Origin of the sequence: Streptomyces venezuelae, assembly GCF_008642355.1 — a bacterium.
Lineage (GTDB): Bacteria > Actinomycetota > Actinomycetes > Streptomycetales > Streptomycetaceae > Streptomyces > Streptomyces venezuelae_B.
In genome coordinates, this window is sequence record NZ_CP029193.1 from 3199487 (window position 1) to 3218136 (window position 18650).

An 18650-nucleotide genomic window follows, 5' to 3' on the forward strand; every position below is an offset into this window, starting at 1 on the left:
ATCCTTACACTATGGGAGCGTTTAGCAACAGAAGGAGTACGCGTGCAGCCACGGCTGAGTGTTGTCGTCCCCGTCTACAACGTCGAGCTCTACCTCGACGAGTGCCTGGAGTCCCTGGCGGCACAGACGTTCCAGGACTTCGAAGTGATCATGGTCGACGACGGGTCGACGGACGGCAGCGCTGCCATCGCCGAGGCCTTCGCGGCGGCGGATCCGCGGTTCCGCCTGATATCCCAGGAGAACAAGGGCCTGGGCGCGGCGCGCAACACGGGCGTGCGGGAGATGTCCCCCGACAGCGAGTACCTCGCGTTCGTGGACAGCGACGACACGCTCCCCGCCACGGCGTACGCGCTGCTGATCGAGACGCTCGACGAGACGGGCTCGGACTTCGCCGCGGGCAACGTGACCCGGTTCCGCTCCGCGGGGCACGTCCAGTCGCCCGTCCACCGCGTGCCCTTCGCCGCGACCCGGCTCCGCACCCACGTGTCGAAGTTCCGGCCGCTGCTCACCGACCGCACCGCATGGAACAAGGTGTACCGCCGCACGTTCTGGGAGCGGCACTCCTTCGCGTACCCGGAAGCCATGCTCTACGAGGACGCGCCGGTCAGCGTCCCCGCGCACTACCTCGCCGAGTCCGTGGACGTCCTGAGCGAGCCGATCTACAACTGGCGCGAGCGTGAGATCGGCGAACGCTCCATCACGCAGAACCGCACCAACCCGCAGGGCCTGATCGACCGCGTGAAGTCGATCCGCATGGTCCGCGAGTTCATGCTGGCCCGCGTCGGGGACGACCCGATGTACGCGGAGCACCTGAAGGTGTACGACAACAACGCGCTCGCCGAGGAGATCCCCCTCTTCTGGAAGGTGCTGCCCGGCTCGGACGCCGCGTACCAGGAGGCGTTCCTGGAGCACGTGGGCCGTCTGGTCCGCGAGATCGGGCAGGACGCGGTGCGGGCGCTGCACGTACCGCACAAGCTGAAGCTGTACCTGACCGTGCACCGGCGCATGGACGAGCTGATCGCCCAGCTGGAGTTCGAGAAGGAGCACCCCGGCTCGATCCCCGTCTCCGGGACGCTGCACCCCAAGGCCGACTATCCCTTCCTCGACCCGGCGGCCCCCGTGCCGGACGCCGTCCTCCGCCTCGACCAGGAGCTGCGGCTGCGCAGCCGCCTCGACGAGGCCGCCTGGCACGACGGCAAGCTGTGGCTGTCCGGCTGGGCGTTCGCGCGCCAGCTCGGCGCGGAGTCGCGGAGCAAGGCGCTGAAGTCGCTGATCCTGAAGGAGAAGGGCAGCCGCCGCACGGTCCTCGTGCCCGCGCGCAGCCACCTCGACCCGGAGGCGACGGTGGCGTCCGGCGCCGAGTTCCGGCACGCCGACTGGGCGGGCTTCGGCGCGCTGGTGAACCCGTCGCGGCTGCGGCGCCGCGGCACGTGGGTGGACGGCGTCTGGTACGTGCGGGTCGCCGTGGCCGGCACGGGGTCGACGCCGCGGCGCGGCCCGCTGTACGGGGCGGGCACGGGGTCCGGGCAGACGCCGCCCGCGCACTGGGTGACCCAGGACGTGCGGGTGGCTCCGCAGATCCAGGACGGCGAGCTGGCGATCCGCGTGGAGACGGCGCACGCGCGCGCCCTCGAGGTCCGCGCGGAGGGCTCCCACCTCGTCGTCCGCGGCGTTCTGCGCACGGCCCCCGAGGGCACGGCCCGCCTGCGCCTGCGCATGCGCGAGTCCGGCACGATCCTGACGGCGCCGCTGACCCTCGGCGTCCCTCGGGAGGGCCGCGTCCCCTTCACGGCCCACGTCGACACGGCGGCCCTGACGGACATCCGCGTCAACCACGAACGCCTCCGCCCCACCCAGGCAGAACGCTCCATAGCCCGCTGGGACATGTCGGTGGAGATCGTCGACGCCTCCGGTGACGAGCCCACGTCGACTCGTCTTGCCCTGATCATGGACGACAGGGAGGGCTTCTCGGGCGCCCAGTTCGCGCAGAAAGACCCCGGCAGGACGGTCTACGCAAGGCGCAGCCCCGGCGGCTACCTCCAGTTCTGCGACCAGCCCGTCCAGCCCCTCGTCGACCACGTCTCCGTCCACCCGGACGGCTCCGTCGAGCTCACCGGCAGCTATCCGGCCCAGGGCACCCACCCTCTGGAGCTGGTGCTCCGCCAGACCTGGTCGGGCCACGAGTACACGTTCCCGGCGAAGGCGAAGGACGGCCGGTTCGAGGCCCGCTTCGTCCCCGCCCCCACCCACCGCTACGCAGGAGAGACCCCGCTCCGAGCGGGCTTCTGGTGGCCGTCGGTCCAGAAGCCGGACGGCTCCCGCACGGCCGTCCAGCTCGCCCCGCCCGTCCACGGCGACCTCCCCCTGGAGGTCGACGCACACGGCAAGCGCGTCGAGCTCCAGGCCCGTCAGTACGACCAGCTCGCCCTGATGGCCCACTCCGAGCTGCGCCCCGAGGAACGCAGCCGCCACCGCCAGACCCGCCTGCGCACGGAGACCTACCCCGCCGCCCGCCACGAGCCGTTCCGCGAGGCCGTCCTGTACGACGTCTTCGGCGGCCGCATGTACGGCGACTCGCCGCGCGCCATCCACGAGGAGATGGTCCGCCGCGGCCTGCCCGTCGACCACCTCTGGGTCGTCAAGGACGGCCAGTGCGAGGTCCCGGCGACCGCGAAGGCCGTCCGCGTGCACAGCCCCGAGTACTACGAGGCGATGGCCCGCTCCCGCTACATCGTCGGCAACACGCACTTCCCGCGCTGGCTGGAGCGGCGCGAGGGCCAGCAGATCGTCCAGACCTGGCACGGCACCCCGCTGAAGCGCATCGGCTTCGACTTCGACAACGACCACTTCGCGAGCACCCAGTACCTCCAGGACCTGGACCGCGAGCGCCACCAGTGGACGATGCTGCTCTCCCCGAACAAGTTCAGCACCCCGATCATGCGCAGCGCGTTCCGGTTCGGCGGCGACGTGGACGGTGAGCTCCTCGAAGCCGGCTACCCCCGCAACGACGTGCTGCTCGCCCCCGACCGCGCCAAGCGCGCCGACAAGGTGCGGCGCGCGCTCGGGCTGCCCGAGGGAAAGAAAGTCGTCCTGTACGCGCCGACGTGGCGCGAGGACAAGCAGCGCCACCGCGGCGGCTTCCTGCTCGACCTGCGCGTCGACCTGGCGAAGGCGCGCGCCGGGCTGGGCGACGACCACGTGCTCCTCGTCCGGCCGCACGCCCACATCGTGGAGCCGGTGCCGGGCGCGGGCGACGGTTTCGTGTGGGACGTGGCGAGTTACCCGGACATCATGGATCTTCTCCTGATCGCCGACGTCCTCGTCACCGACTACTCCTCGGTGATGTTCGACTTCGCGGTGACGGGCCGTCCGATGCTGTTCTTCACGTACGACCTGGAGCACTACCGGGACCGGCTGCGCGGCTTCTACTTCGACTTCGAGCAGCGCGCGCCGGGACCGCTGGTCCACACCTCGGACGAGCTGATCGCCGCGCTGAAGGACATCGACGCGACGAGTGCGCCGTACGCGGAGGCGTACGACGCGTTCCGCGCCGAGTTCTGCGACCTGGACGACGGCGGGGCCGCGGCCCGCGTCGTCGACCGGATGCTCGCCCACCGGGGGGCGACCACCGCATGAGCACACGGAAGGGGGGCACCGACGTGCCCGAGCAGGGTGGAAGCACCGGACCGGCGCAGGGTGACGGGTCCGGCGCCGGACCCGAGCTGAGTGTCGTCGTCCACGGCCGCAACGTCCAGGGCCACCTGGGCGCCTGTCTGGACGCCCTCGCCGCGCAGGCGTCGCCCGGCGTCGAGGTGATCGTCGCGGCTGTCGGCGCCTCCGCGCAGGCCGCCGCCGCGGACCGGCCGGGCGTCACCGTCGTGCCGCTGCCCGAGGGCACGGGTGACGGCGCGGCCCGCACCGCGGGCGCCGAACGCGCGGGCGGCCGATGGCTGCACTTCGTGCACAGCAAGGACAGCGTGCCGACGGGCGCTCCGCGCGCCGTCGCCGACCGCGTCGCGGACCTGGAGGCCGGTGTGGACGTCCTCTGCGTCGACCACGTCCGCTCCACCTGGCGGCACCAGGGCATGCCGAGCCCCGACGGCAAGCACCTCGCCAAGCAGGGCCGCCGCGACCTGCCGCTCGCGGACTGCCCGAACCTCCTGAAGGTCACGCCGCTGCTCGGCAACCGCGTGCTGCGGGCCGACTTCTGGCGGGCGCACCGCACCGAACTGTCGGCGGACGACGAGACGTTCGCCGCGTACGCGGCGCTGCTCCTGGCCGACCGCGTCGCGACGCTCGACCAAGTGGCGCTCAATGTACGGGAGTTGAGGTCCGAGAGCCTCCCGAAGGGTCCCCCCGAGGAGCGCTACGCCGTCATCGACCGCTACGAGTCGCTCCTCGCCCTCGCCACCGACCGCGGCCTGCCCACCGCACCGCGCGCCGCGCTCTACGACGTGATGGTCGGCGACTGCCTGCGCGTCGTCGCCCGCGAGCAGCTGCCCGACCCGGTCCGCAGGGAGTTCTTCCACCGCGCGTCGAAGGCCGCCGTCGCCTGGCGCCCCCGGGGCCACCAGCACCCCGGCGGCCTGGAGGGTGTGCGGCGCCGGCTTCTCGAAGAGGACGCGTACACGAAGTACCGCACGTTCCAGACGGCGAACCAGCAGCGGCGCAAGCTGCGCTCCGCGGTCCTCTCGCGCAAGCACAAGGTGGGCAAGAAGGTCCGCGACCTGCGCTACCGCAGGGAACTGGAGCGCCCCGTCGACCCGAACCTCGCGGTGTTCACGGCGTACTGGGACCGGGGCGTGGCCTGCAACCCGGCGGCGGTCGCGGCGAAGCTCGCGGAACTCGCCCCGCACATCCACGCGGTGTGGGTGGTCTCGGCGGCGAACGTACCGCTGCTGCCGCCCGGCACCGACCACGTCGTGCCCGGCACGCGCCGCTACTGGGAGGTGATGGCGCGCGCGAAATACCTGGTGAACAACGCCAACTTCCCGAACGCGATCGTGAAGCGCCCGGACTCGGTCCACCTCCAGACGCACCACGGCACGCCCCTGAAGCGCATGGGCCTGGACCAGCTCGACTACCCGGCCGCGGCGAAGGGCCTGAACTTCCACGACCTGCTGGCGCGCGTGGACCGCTGGGACTACAGCGTCTCCGCGAACGGCCACTCCACGGAGATGTGGGAGCGCGCGTACCCCTCGCACTACACCTCGCTGGACTACGGCTACCCGCGCAACGACGTGTACTACAGCGCGACCGCCGCCGACATCCGCGCGATCCGCGAGAAGCTCGGCATCGCGCCCGGCAAGCGGGCGATCCTCTACGCGCCCACCCACCGCGACTACGAGGCGGCCTGGACCCCGCGCCTCGACCTCGCGACCCTCGCGGACCGCCTGGGTGAGGACACGGTCCTCCTGGTCCGTGGCCACTACTTCTACGGCGGCGCGGCGTCGCCGCTGGCGGGCCTGCGCAAGAGCGGACGGGTCATCGACGTGTCGTCGTACGACCCCGTGGAGGAACTCGCGCTCGCTGCGGACGCACTGATCACGGACTACTCGTCGATCATGTTCGACTACGCCAACCTGGACCGCCCGATCGTCATCTACGCCGACGACTGGGAGACGTACGCGACGACGCGCGGCGTGTACTTCGACCTGATGGCGGAGGCGCCGGGCAAGGTGGCGCGCACGCAGGAGGAGCTGACGGCGCTGCTCACGTCGGACGCGTGGCGCGACGCGTCGGCGGAGAAGGCGCGGCGCGCGTTCCGGCACCGCTTCTGCGAGTACGACGACGGGCGCGCGGCCGAGCGGGTCGTACGCCGTGTCTTCCTCGGCGAGAGCGAGGAGTCCCTGCCGCCCGTCACGCCGGTCGACGAGCGCACCCCGGCACCGACGCCCGAGGAGGCGACCCAGCGATGACCACGACGCCTGATGTCTCCGCGACGCCCGACCTCACCGCGACGCCCGACGTCACCGTGACGGTGATCGTCTACAACGACGCGGAACGCCTCCCGCGCGCCGTCGCCTCGCTGCGCCGCCAGACGCACGCGAACATCGAGATCATCATCAGCGACGACCACTCGACGGACAGCACGCCGGAGGTGGCACGGCAGTTGGCGTCGGAGGACGACCGCGTGTCGTACCTCCGCCTCCCCGAGAACAGCGGCGGCTGCAGCGCACCGCGCAACCGGGCCCTCGACATCGCACGCGCCCCGTACCTGATGTTCCTGGACAGCGACGACGAACTCCCGGAGCGGTCGGTCGAGGTGCTCCTCGCCGCACACCGCGAACGGGAGGTGGACTTCGTGATGGGCGCGGTGGAGCGGATACGGGTCGACACGGGCCGCACCTCCACGTGGATGCCGCACCTGGTCGCGGAGCGGCGGACGGTGGAGGGCATCGAGGCGGAACCGTCCCTGTTCTTCGAGCACTTGTCGACGAGCAAGATGTACCGCCGCGCCTTCCTGGACGGGAACAACCTCCGTTTCCCGGAGGGCATCCACTACGAGGACCAGCTGTTCTCGGCGCAGGCGTACTGCCTCGCGACGGCGTTCACGGTCATCCCCGACCCCGTCTACCGCTGGTACATCGCGCCCTACGAGGCGGCGGAGTCCGCGTCGATCTCGAACCAGCGCCACAAGCTGACGAACGTCCGCGACCGCATACACGTCCAGCGCCTCATAGACGCGTTCCTCGTGTCGAGCGGCCACGAGGCCGTCCGCGAGGCGAAGGACTACAAGTTCCTGAAGCACGACTTCCGGATGTACGCGGGTGACCTGCCGTTCCGGGACGAGGAGTGGCTGACGGGCTTCGCGGAGATCGTGAACCCGTACCTGGCCGAGCTGGCTGCGGGCGCGTACGCACGCCTGCCCCGTGCCGAACGGGTCGTACTCCGCCTGGTCCAGGACGGCCGCCTGGAGGAGGCGCAGCTGGCGGCGCGGGGTCTGGGTCACGGAGTGGCGCCGCGCGAGACGACCATGGACGCGGCGGGCCGTGTCTACTGGGGCGGATACGTCCCCGAGTCCGCGGCCTCCCGCAGGGAGCTCGACGTCACGGACCTGGGCCTGGACTCCCGCCCCTTCGCGAGCGCGCAGTTCCGCCACGAGATCACGCGCGTGGAGCGGGGCCCGGCGGCGACGGTCACCCTGTCCATCCGCACGTACGACCCGGGCCTGCGCCTCCCGGTCGGCCCCCAGGTGGCCACGCTGCTCCTCGCCCCCGGCCGGCGCCGCATGAAGACCCCGTTCCGGCTGGACCCGGTCCGCCCCGGCGTCTTCGAGGGCACGGTCCGCCTGGACCTGGCGGCGGCCCCGCTCCCCCTCAACGGCTTCGCGGGCACGCGCCACCCTGTCCTCCAACTCACCTCGGGCCAACTCCGCAACACGGCCCTGCTCCTGGCCCCGCTGACCTTCCCCACGCTCAGGGCGCGCGTCGACTACCGCGGCGGCGCCCTCCCCCACGAGGTCACGGTGGAACCGGAGGGCCGGGCCTCGGGCCGCCTCCAGCTCCGCTGGACCCCGGTGGGCGTGACGGCCCGCGTGATACGGCCGCTGGCCAGGAGGGCGGGGGCGAAGGCGGGCTCGCGCCTGCGGAAGGCGGCGCGCCTGGCGGGGGCGCTCGCTCGCTGAGACCGCCGACTGAGGGCACGAGGGCGGCCGTCCGACGTCAAGTCACCGGACGGCCACCCTTGTTGTCGTATTCGGACAACGGCGGAGATTCGGCCCCTGGGGGACGGGAGTGGCGGGAAGATGCCGGTGACGTGACGTCACAGGGCGTCACCGAAGGGGGGAAGTCCCATGTTCCGCGCACTCTCCAGACCCGCTGGACCTTCCAGAGCCTCCCGGGGGCGACGTCTCGCCGCCGTGATGACGGGCACCACATTGGCCCTCGCAGGCCTCGTGGCACTCCCCGCCCCCGCGCAGGCGGCCGCCGGCCCCTCCGCCTACGTGGCCAACTTCCACGGCGACACGGTCTCGGTGGTCGACACGGAGACGAAAGCCGTCACCGACAGCATCACGGTCGGCAACAGCCCGGTGGGCGTGGCGATCGCGCCCGCGAAGGAGCGGGCCTACGTCACGAACTTCGACGAGGCCACGGTCTCGGTGATCGACACGGACACCGACACGGTGACGGCGACGATCCCGGTCGGCAGCAACCCGTTGAACGTGGCGGTGACCCCGTCCGGGTCGCGCGCGTACGTGGCGAACAGCGGCGGGACGACGGTGTCGGTGATCGACACGGCGACGAACACGGTGAGTGCCACGGTGCAGGTCGGGGAGGGCCCGAACGGCGTGGCGATGGCTCCCTCGGGCACGACCGCGTACGTCACGAACAACAACGGCAACTCGGTGTCCGTGGTGGACACGGCGACGAACACGGTGAGCGCGACGGTCCCGGTCGGGTCCGCCCCGGCGGGCGTGGCGGTCAACCCCACCGGCACCACCGCCTACGTCACGAACAACAACTCCGACTCGGTCTCGGTGCTGGACACGGCGACGAACACGGTGAGTGCCACGATCCCGGTCGGGGGGACGCCGAACAGCGTCACGTTCGCCCCGTCGGGCGGCCGGGCTTACGTCGCCGACCGGAGCAGCGGCGACGTGAAGGTGATCGACACGGCGACCCGTGCGGTGACGGCGACCGTCGCGGTCGGCGACGGCCCGGTCAGGGTCGAGGCGGACCCGTCCGGCACGGCGGTCTACGCGGCGAACATCGAGGACGACACGGTCTCGGTGATCGCCCCCGGGACGAACACGGTCACGGACACGATCGCGGGCTTCACGGGCCCGTACGGCATGGCGTTCACCGCGGCGCCGCCCGCCGCGCAGGCGGACGTAGCCGTCCACCTGACGGCGAAGCCGCACCTGAGCATCCTGGTCCCGTACCTCACGTACACGCTGACGGCGAACAACACGGGCCCGGCAACCGCCTCATCGGCAACTGTGACGGCAAAGCTCCCGACGGGCGCGAGGGCCACGAACCTGTCGTCCGGCTGCTCGGCATCCGGCACCGCGGTGGCGTGCGAGTACGCACCCATCTCCCCGAACACATCCGCGCAGAAGTCATTCCGAGTCCCCCTGCACCTGCTGACCCTGGGTCCGGTCAAGGTCACAGCGCAACGCACGACCTCAACCCCGGTGGACCCCACCCCGACCAACGACACGGCATCGGTAACCTGCACAGCGGTCTCGATCATCCTGGTCACCTGCCCCTGACCCACGCCCACCGCCGCCCGGACCCACCGGGCGGCGCCCCCAACGCACCGCAGACGGCGCGCCCGCGTCGACCGGAGCGGCCCGGATTCCGGCAGGTTCGTCGCCGAGCCACACCCCTACCGCCAGGGCGAACCCCTCAGCCACCCACCACCTCGTACAGAACCTGCCCCCGCGGACCCGTAGCCACCCGCCGCAGCGCGGGATCGTCGGCCCGAAGCCCCCCGTCCCCGGGGTACGCGACGACCCACCGCACCCCGTACCTCCGCAGGATGTCCAGCCGCTCCGCGCGCGCCGTGCCCGCGGCGAAGTAGTCCCGCACCGCGGTGACCCGTTGCTCCTGGTCCGGCAGGAAGAAGTCCGGGTAGCCGGGGGCCACCGTGTAGGGGCCGTACGCCGGGATCTGGCGGGAGGGGAACGTCTTCGCCATCACCACGTCGCCGTACCGCACCTCCTGAGCCAGCCACTTGTAACCCGGCCACGGAGGCCGGTACTTCGCCGCGACCGGCGTCGGCAACGCGTCGCGCGGCACCACATACCCGAGCGTCCCCGCCTGCGTCCACGCGCCGACGAGCAGCGCCGCGCCCAGCAGTCCCGCGAAGACGCGCCGCACCCCCGCACGCCCCGACTCGAAGACGTCGAGCGCCGCCGCCAGCTGAGCCGGGATCAGGACCGCCGGAAGCACCCTGCCCCACGAGTAGTGGCCGCTCAGGCCACCCGCCGCGAACACCACCGCGCCGAAGAGAAAGAAGAGCACCAGCTCGTCGCGGCGATCCCGGCGGAAACGCAGCACCAGCGCCGCCACGCCCACCAGCGCAAGCCCGAAGTGGGGAAGCAGGTCCCGGTAGAGGGAACGGTGGATCTGCTCCAGACCGCCCGCGCCGAACAGGCCGAAGAAGGAGTAGTACGGCCAGAGCCCCAGCAGCACCGTCCCCAGCGCGACGCCACCCGCCGACCGCACCAGCACCGCCCGCGACGGCCGAGGCCGCGCCCCGAGCATCATCGCGAGGCCGCCGAACGACGCCACGACCCCCGTGAACTGGTGGCTCAGGAGAATCACCGCCCAGAGCAGGCCGAGCCCCAGGAAGACCGGCCACCCGCCTCCTTCCTTCCGCAACGCCTTCCGCAGCAGCGCCCAGAAGTGGAAGGAGAGACCCAGTGCGAACGTACTGGGGTAGGCGATCGTCAGGGCCAGCGAGTTCAGCCCCGGGAACCCGCTCCAGTTGAACACCGCCGGACCCCAGAGCAGCACCAGGCAGAGCAACGCCAGGGGCGGCGCCGCCCGCCGCGCACTGAACGTGCGCACGAGATGGACCACTCCCGTCACCAGCAGGCCGAGCCCCGCCAGCGCCGCCACCCGCAGCACCACGAACGTGCCGAGCCCGGTCACCTTCGCCAGGCAGCCGAGCAGCAGCATCCACGGGGAGTAGTACGGGCTCGGGGTGTCCGCGTCGACCAGGGGGTTGCCCGGGGCGGCCAAGTGGTGGCGCAGGCGCTCGATCGTCGCCGCGTGGATGCCGAGGTCGCCCGCCCAGGGCAGGCGGACGATCACGAGGAGGAGCAGGACCACGAGGAGGGATGCCGCCGCCCAGACGGCTCCCCGTATGACGGGTTTAGTGGCGACGCGCATCGTGACGCGCATCGTGCTGAAAGACCCACGTCCGGTAGACGAGGAAGCGGAACGCCGACGCAAGGACGATCGACAGCGCCTTCGCGATGTTCGAGCCGAGCGGGCCACTCATGCCCGCACCGTGGTACGCCCCGTAGAACAGCAGACTCTCCATCGCCACGCCGATCCCGCTGAAGGCGAAGAAGAGCGCGATCTGCCGCTTCGTGCGCGAGGCGCGGTCGCGGTACGCGAAGAAGCGGAAGCCCAGGTAGTTCGTGCCCATGGCCACGCAGCTGGCCAGCACCGTCGCCGTCATCGGTCCCGAGGACATGCCGTGCAGCAGGAGGTTGAAGACGACGAGGTTCACCGCCACACCGCTGCCGCCGACGACGCCGAACTTCACGAGCTCCAGGAACAGCCTGCGCAGGCGGGCGACCGTGAGCCGCGGGGAGGGAGCGGAAACGGGGGCGGGCCCGGTGGCGGGGTCGGAGGCGGAGTCGGGGGGCCTGGGCGCCGGCGGCGCGGTCTGCGGCGCCTCGTGCGGGGTCGGCAGGGTCGGCAGGGTCGACGGACTCATCCACGCACCCCCGCCCCGCGGTCACGGCCGCCGTCCCCAGGACTCGCGTTCAACCGCAGCTTCCACGGCATGACCACCGACTCCAACTGCACCATCAGGCTCATCTTCGACTCGCCGACCGTGCGGTCCTCGAAGTGGATCGGTACCTCCATGACGTCGAAGCCCCGCCGCAGCGCCCGGTACTTCATCTCGACCTGGAAGCTGTACCCCGCGCTGTCCACGGACGCGAGGTCGATCGCGCGGAGTGCGTCGGCGCGCCACAGGTTGAACCCGCCGGTGATGTCACGGACGCGCGTGCCGAGGATCGTGCCCGCGTACGCGTTGGCCCAGCGGGAGAGCAGTTTGCGGTGGGCGCCCCACGCGTCGGAGAGCGTGCCGCCCTGGACGTACCGGCTCCCGATGACGACACCCGCGTCCGTGGCGAGGGCGACGCCGAGCAGCTCGGCCGCCTTCTCCACGGGGTGGCTGCCGTCGGCGTCCATCTGCAGGACGTAGTGCGCGCCCTCGGCGACGGCCTGCGCCATGCCCGCCGCGTAGGCGCGGCCGAGACCGTCCTTCTCGGTGCGGTGCAGGACACCCATGCGGGCGCTGCCGTACCGCTCGGCGAAGCGTTCGGCGATCTGTCCGGTGCCGTCGGGGCTGGAGTCGTCGACGACGAGGAGACGCAGGCCGGGCAGGGGCAGCGCCATGAGGGCCTCGGCCATGCCGGGCAGGTTCCCCGCTTCGTTGTACGTGGGCATGACGACGGTCAACGGCGTCGCGGCCCACGCCTTCGGCAGCCGCTCGGCGAGACTCTCGGAGAGGTCGTTCTGAGGAAGGTTCACAGTCACTGCACAAGCCCTTCGGTGGTACGAGAACCAGTCAGCACGGGATCACCACTGAACCCGGGCGCCCCGGCCGCCCCGCCCTCCCCGGTCGGCACGTCGATAGGGGACCCCACCCCTACATCGGGCGAGAACCGCACCGCCGCATCCGGCAGCACCACCCCGCACCACACCCGCGCCCCGGTCCGCAGTTCGTTGTCGGCCCCCACCCGCGCCCCGTCCCCCACGACCGCCCCGTGCAGAACGGTGCGGCGGCCGACGCGGGCGCCCGCCCCGACCAGGCTCAGCCGGACGTCGGCACCCGCCCCGACCTCCGCGCCGTCGAGCACGACAGAGCCCCGCACGACCGCTCCCGCCCCGATCCGGGCACCCGCCCCCACGACGGTCCCCTCGGTGAGCACCGCGTCCGCGGCGACCTCCGCGCCGGGCAGGACCAGGGACTCGCCCCGCTCCCCGGGCAGTGCGGGCGACTCGATGACCCCGCGTACGAGATCGGCCGATGCCTGGACGAGTGCCTCGGGGCGCCCGAGGTCCAGCCAGTACGCGTTCTCGACCTTCCCGTGCAGGTGCGCGCCCCGCGCGAGCAGCGCCGGGAAGGTCTCCCGCTCCACCGAGACCACGCGCCCCCGCGGGATCTCGTCGATCACGGACCTGCGGAAGACGTACGCTCCCGCGTTGATCTGGTCCGTGACGATCTCCTCGGGCGTCGTCGGCTTCTCGGTGAACGCGAGGACACGGCCGTCGTCATCCGTCGGCACGAGCCCGAACGCGCGGGGGTCGTCGACGCGGGCGAGATGGAGCGTGACGTCGGCGTCACGGCGCACGTGCGTGTCGACGAGGTCGCGGATGTCGAGCCCGCTGAGGATGTCCCCGTTGAACACCAGGACGGGTTCAACGCTCCCGCACCGCAGCCGCGCCGCCGCGTTGCGGATGGCTCCCCCCGTACCGAGGGGCTCGTCCTCGACGACGTACTCCAGTTCAAGGCCGTACGCCGACCCGTCGCCGAAGTACGGTTCGAAGACCTCGGCGAGATAGCAGGTCGCCATCACGACGTGGTCGACGCCGGCGGCGGCGAGGCGGGCGAGCTGGTGCGCGAGGAAGGGGACACCGGCTGCGGGGACCATCGGCTTCGGCGTGTGGACGGTCACCGGCCGCAGCCGGGTGCCTTGCCCGCCGACCAGCAGAATGGCTTCGGTCATCGCCTCGTCGGACCTTCCCTGCGCATCGGATCTCGTACCGCCATCAGACAATCTCACCCACCTTAGACCAAATGTCTGAATTGATGAGATATGGCGAGTCGTGGGGAATGTCATCACCCGTTCCGCACCGCGGAAGCAACCATTCCGCCCACCCCGCACTCCGGTGTACACACGGGGGCGCCCCGGGCCGACAAGGCCCGGGGCGCCCCCGTGTCACCTACCAGAAACTACGAGTGCGTGCGCAGCAGCGTCCGCATCGTCCGCATGGCCACCGAAAGGTTCGCCAGATCGAACGCGTCCGAGCTCTGGATCTCCTCCAGCGTCGACCGCGCCCGGCTCAGGATCGGCGCGTTCTTCTCCTCCCACGCCTTGAACCGCTGTTCCGGCGTGGACTGGCCGTTGCCCGCCGCGAGGACGTCCGCCGTGAGCGCCGCGTGCGCCGCGTACAGGTCCTCGCGGATGGAGGCGCGCGCCATGGACTGCCAGCGGTCGGCCCGCGGCAGTTCGATGATGCGGTCCATGAGCTGCGTGATGCGGAGCCGGTCCGCGAGGTCGTAGTAGACCTCGGCGACCGCCATCGGCTCCTTGCCGGTGCGGTCGGCGACCGCGACGATGTCGAGCGCCGGGAAGGCGGACGAGAACCCGGCGACGCGGCGCGCCAGCTCCTCCGGCACGCCCGCCTCGGTCAGCTCGTCGCGGATGCCCTCGTACCACTCCAGGTCGGAGCCGCGGAGCAGCTGCGGCAGCTCGGCCCAGACCTCCGTGACGCCCTTGCCGAAGAAGTCGATCGTCTCGGCGAGCTGGAGCGGCTGCGGCCGGTTGTTCAGCAGCCAGCGCGAGCCGCGCTCGACGAGGCGCCGCGAGTGCAGCCGGATCCGGGTCTGGACGTCGGCGGCGACGACATTGTCGAGCGCCTCGACCGCGTCCCACACCTCGCTCAGGCAGAAGATCTCACGGGCGGCGAGCTGCGCCCGCACGATCTCCTCCAGCGAGGCGCCCGTCTCCTCCCGCAGGCGGTGCAGGAAGGTCGAACCGCCACTGTTGACGGTGTCGTTGACGAGGACCGTCGTGACGATCTCGCGGCGCAGCGCGTGGCCGTCGACCTGCTCGGGGAACCTCTCGTGCAGTGCCTTCGGGAAGTACGCGTGCAGCAGGCGCTGCAGGTACGGGTCGTCTGGCAGCGTCGTCTGGATCAGCTCGTCGGCGGCCGTGATCTTCGTGTAGGCGAGGAGCACGGCGAGCTCGGGCTGGGTGAGGCCGCGGCTGGAGTTGAGCAGCTCGCGGATCTGCCGGTCGTTGGGCAGGAACTCCAGGCCGCGGTCGAGGTGGCCCTGCTTGCCGAGCCTGCGCATGAACCGCTGGTGGGCGTGGAGCAGGGACGACGACTGGAAGACGGCGTTGGCCAGGGCGGTGTTCTGCGCGTAGTTGTTGCGCAGGACCAGGTGGCCGACCTCGTCGGTCATCTCGGCGAGCAGCTTGTTGCGCTGCTTGACGGTCATGTCGCCGTTGGCGACGACCGCGTTGAGCAGGATCTTGATGTTCACCTCGTGGTCGGAGGTGTCCACGCCCGCGCTGTTGTCGATGGCGTCGGTGTTGATGCGGCCGCCGGAGCGTGCGAACTCGATGCGGCCCAGCTGGGTCAGACCGAGGTTGCCGCCCTCGCCGACGACCTTGACGCGCAGCTCCTGGCCGTCCACGCGGATCGCGTCGTTGGCCTTGTCGCCGACGTCCGCGTTCGACTCCGCGGAGGACTTGACGTACGTACCGATGCCGCCGTTCCACAGCAGGTCGACGGGCGCCTGGAGGATGGTCCTCATCAGGTCGGCCGGCGTCATCTTGGCGATCTTGCCCTCGATGCCGAGCGCCTCGCGGATCTGGGCGTTGAGCTGGATCGCCTTGGCGCTGCGCGGGAAGATCCCGCCGCCCGCGGAGAGCAGCTCCTTGTCGTAGTCGGCCCAGGAGGAGCGCGGCAGCTCGAAGAGGCGGCGGCGCTCGGCGTACGAGGTCGCGGCGTCCGGCTTCGGGTCGATGAAGATGTGCCGGTGGTCGAAGGCCGCGACGAGGCGGATGTGCTCGGAGAGCAGCATTCCGTTGCCGAACACGTCGCCGCTCATGTCGCCGACACCGACGACGGTGAAGTCCTCGGACTGGGTGTCGCAGCCGAGCTCGCGGAAGTGCCGCTTCACGGACTCCCAGGCGCCGCGGGCGGTGATGCCCATGCCCTTGTGGTCGTACCCGGCGCTGCCGCCGGAGGCGAAGGCGTCGCCCAGCCAGAAGTTGTACGACTCGGCGACCTGGTTGGCGATGTCGGAGAACGTCGCCGTGCCCTTGTCGGCGGCGACGACGAGGTAGGTGTCGTCCTCGTCGTGCCGGACGACGTCCGCCGGGGGCACGACCTCGCCCGCGACCAGGTTGTCGGTGATGTCGAGCAGCGCGGAGATGAACGTCTTGTAGCAGGCGACGCCCTCGGCCAGCCATGCGTCGCGGTCCACCGACGGGTCGGGGAGCTGCTTGGCGACGAAGCCGCCCTTGGCGCCGACGGGCACGATGACGGTGTTCTTCACCATCTGCGCCTTCACGAGGCCCAGGATCTCGGTCCGGAAGTCTTCCTTCCGGTCGGACCAGCGCAGGCCGCCGCGCGCGACCTTGCCGAAGCGCAGGTGGACGCCCTCGACGCGGGGCGAGTACACCCAGATCTCGTACGCGGGGCGGGGCGCCGGCAGGTCCGGGATGGCCTGGGGGTCGAACTTCATGGAGACGTAGCTGTGCGGCTTGCCGCCCTCGCTCTCCTGGAAGAAGTTCGTCCGCAGCGTCGCCTTGATGACGGTGAGGAAGGACCGCAGGATCCGGTCCTCGTCGAGGGACGCGACCTGGTCCAGGGCGCCGTCCAGCTCCTCCAGGAGCCCGTCGGTCAGCTCGGTGCCCGCGCGCTGGCGGTCCGGCGACATCCGCGCCTCGAAGAGCGAGACGAGCAGCCGGGTGGTGTGGACGTTGTTGCGGAGGGTGTCCTCCATGTAGTCCTGGCTGAACGTCGCACCGGCCTGGCGCAGGTACTTCGCGTACGCCCGGAGCACCATCGCCTGACGCCAGTTGAGACCGGCGCGCAGCACCAGCGAGTTGAACCCGTCGACCTCGGCCTCACCGGTCCAGGCGGCGGCGAACGCCTCCTGGAAGCGCTCGCGGCCGTCGTCGCCCAGGTAGTCGCCGTTGCCGTTCTGCGACTTGGGCAGCCGGAGCCCGAAGTCGTAGATCCACGCGTTCGTACGGTCCGTGCAGCGCAGTTCGTACGGGCGCTCGTCCGTGACCTCGACGCCGAGGCGCTGCAGCACCGGCAGGACGGCGGAGAGCGACACCTGGCCGCCCGCGCGGTAGATCTTGAAGCGCCGCTCGCCGGGCGCGGCCCCCACCGGCTCGTACAGGGAGAGCGCGAAGTCCTTGTCGCCCTGCGAGAGCTGCTCCAGGTGCTGGAGGTCGGCGACGGCGGCGCGCGGCGTGTGGTCGGCCTTGTACCCCTCGGGGAAGGCGCCCCCGTACTGGCGGAGGAGTTCGGCGGCGCGCTCCTCGCCGCACTCGGCGGTCAGCGCCTCCGCGAAGCCGTCGGCCCAGGAGCGGGCGGCGTCGACGAGCCGGCCCTCGATGCGCTCGACGTCGGCGTCGGAGAGGTCGGGGACCTCGGCGCCCTTGGGCACGCGCACCACGAAGTGGATGCGGGAGAGGATCGACTCCGTGTTCCAGGCGGTGAAGTCGACGCTGGCGCCGTTCAGCTCCTCCTTGAGGATGTCGATGATCCGCAGGCGGACGCCGGTGGTGTAGCGGTCGCGCGGCAGGTAGACCAGCGCCGAGTAGTAGCGCCCGTACTCGTCCTTGCGCAGGTAGAGCCGCAGCCGGCGCCGTTCCTGGAGGTACAGGACGCTCGTCACGATGGAGCGGAGCTCGTCGGCGGGCGTCTGGAAGAGCTCGTCGCGCGGGTAGGTCTCCAGGATCTGGAGCAGGTCGCGTCCGTCGTGGCTGTTGGCCGAGAACCCGGCGCCCTTGAGCACCTCGGCGACCTTGCGGCGGATGACGGGGACGCGGCGCACGGACTCGGTGTACGCGGCGGACGAGAAGAGCCCGAGGAAGCGCCGCTCCCCCACGACGTTGCCCTCGGCGTCGAACTTCTTCACGCCGACGTAGTCGAGGTAGCTGGGCCGGTGCACGGTGGCGCGGCTGTTCGCCTTGGTCAGCACGAGCAGCCGGTGCTCGCGGGCCTTGGCGCGCGCGTCGGCGGGCAGCCGGTTGAAGGACGGGCTGACCGGGTGGTGGTCGTCGCCGTCGTGCTGCGGGTCGGCGCGCAGGATGCCGAGGCCGGTGCCGGGGACGGCGGCGAGGGAGTCGTCCTCCGTGAGGTTGTACTCACGGAAGCCGAGGAACGTGAAGTGGTTGTCGGCGAGCCAGCGCAGCAGCTCGCGGGCCTCCTCGACCTCCTGGTCGGGCAGGTCGCCCGCGGTGGGCTCGGCGGGCAGCTCGTCGGCGATGCGCAGCGCGGCGTCGCGCATCTTCTCCCAGTCCTCGACGGTCTCCCGTACGTCGCTGAGGATCCGCAGCAGATCGGCGGTGATCTGCTTCAGGTCGGCGCGGTCGGTCTCGCGGTCCATCTCGACGTGGATCCACGACTCGACGAGCGCGTCGTGCGGCAGCTCGGCACCGGCCTCGCGGCCCAGCACCTCCAGGAGCTTTCCCGTCACGTCACGGCGCACCACGACCTGCGGGTGGATGACCACGTGGATTCCGCGGCCCTGGCGGGAGAGCTCGTTGGTGACGGAGTCGACGAGGAAGGGCATGTCGTCGGTGACCACCTCGACGACGGAGTGGCTGCACGTCCAGCCGTTCTCCTCGACCGTCGGGGTGTGGACCCGCACGTTCGCCGTCCCCTGGGGGCGGTTCTCGGCGAGCCGGTAGTGGGAGAAGGCGGCTCCGAAGACGTCGACCGGGTCGCGGTCGGCCAGGTCCTCGGGGGCGGTGTGCAGGTAGTAGCGCTGGAGGAACGCGAGAGCCGTGTCCTGATCCGGCGTGGCCCCGCTCGTCGTCCCAGTCGGTGCACCGCTCGGTAGGCGCCCCCCGACCGGGCTGTTCTCAGCGACCCGGGCGGCCCGCGCGAGCAGCTCGGCCTTGGCTTCGTCCAGCTTGGTCTGCATTGTCCTCTGACTCCTGTCGCGCGCCGTTGCGTGACGTAGAAGGAAGTGATGTGCCG

General features: G+C 71.3%; 8 protein-coding genes and 1 pseudogene. 4 read left to right on the forward strand and 5 right to left on the reverse strand.

Annotation, left to right across the window (positions count from 1 at the left end; genetic code table 11):
- The first annotated feature begins 42 nt into the window (after positions 1-42).
- The 4 genes from DEJ47_RS14830 to DEJ47_RS14845 all read left to right on the forward strand — a co-directional run bounded on the left by DEJ47_RS14830 (position 43) and on the right by DEJ47_RS14845 (position 9214).
- On the forward strand, positions 43-3636 hold the full coding sequence (locus DEJ47_RS14830) for a bifunctional glycosyltransferase family 2 protein/CDP-glycerol:glycerophosphate glycerophosphotransferase (protein ID WP_150168554.1): 3594 nt from the start codon (positions 43-45) through the stop codon (positions 3634-3636).
- Positions 3633-5918, forward strand: a complete 2286-nt coding sequence (locus DEJ47_RS14835; RefSeq protein ID WP_150168556.1) for a CDP-glycerol:glycerophosphate glycerophosphotransferase — start codon at positions 3633-3635, stop codon at positions 5916-5918. Before DEJ47_RS14830 ends, DEJ47_RS14835 begins: the two co-directional genes overlap by 4 nt.
- Positions 5915-7627, forward strand: coding sequence for a glycosyltransferase family 2 protein (locus tag DEJ47_RS14840; RefSeq protein ID WP_150168558.1), 1713 nt, complete (start codon positions 5915-5917; stop codon positions 7625-7627). Before DEJ47_RS14835 ends, DEJ47_RS14840 begins: the two co-directional genes overlap by 4 nt.
- A 237-nt stretch (positions 7628-7864) precedes the next feature.
- Positions 7865-9214 (forward strand): beta-propeller fold lactonase family protein, encoded by a 1350-nt coding sequence (locus DEJ47_RS14845; protein WP_150168560.1) that lies wholly within the window; start codon positions 7865-7867, stop codon positions 9212-9214.
- 136 nt (positions 9215-9350) lie between these two features.
- On the opposite strand, the gene DEJ47_RS14850 is transcribed toward DEJ47_RS14845, so the two are convergent.
- From DEJ47_RS14850 to DEJ47_RS14870, 5 genes and pseudogenes are all read right to left on the reverse strand, one after another.
- Positions 9351-10841 carry a hypothetical protein gene (locus tag DEJ47_RS14850; RefSeq protein ID WP_150168563.1) on the reverse strand — a complete coding sequence of 497 codons (1491 nt, stop codon included), beginning with the start codon at positions 10839-10841 and terminating at the stop codon, positions 9351-9353.
- Positions 10825-11397 carry a GtrA family protein gene (locus tag DEJ47_RS14855; protein ID WP_223828362.1) on the reverse strand — a complete coding sequence of 191 codons (573 nt, stop codon included), beginning with the start codon at positions 11395-11397 and terminating at the stop codon, positions 10825-10827. Before DEJ47_RS14855 ends, DEJ47_RS14850 begins: the two co-directional genes overlap by 17 nt.
- Positions 11394-12137: a polyprenol monophosphomannose synthase gene (locus DEJ47_RS14860; RefSeq protein WP_150175644.1), complete on the reverse strand. Its 744-nt coding sequence runs from the start codon at positions 12135-12137 to the stop codon at positions 11394-11396. Before DEJ47_RS14860 ends, DEJ47_RS14855 begins: the two co-directional genes overlap by 4 nt.
- A gap of 206 nt (positions 12138-12343) precedes the next feature.
- Positions 12344-13420 (reverse strand): annotated as a pseudogene (locus DEJ47_RS14865) (sugar phosphate nucleotidyltransferase); the annotation flags it as partial.
- Between the two features lie 227 nt (positions 13421-13647).
- Positions 13648-18594 (reverse strand): NAD-glutamate dehydrogenase, encoded by a 4947-nt coding sequence (locus DEJ47_RS14870; protein WP_150168566.1) that lies wholly within the window; start codon positions 18592-18594, stop codon positions 13648-13650.
- Positions 18595-18650: the final 56 nt, after the last annotated feature.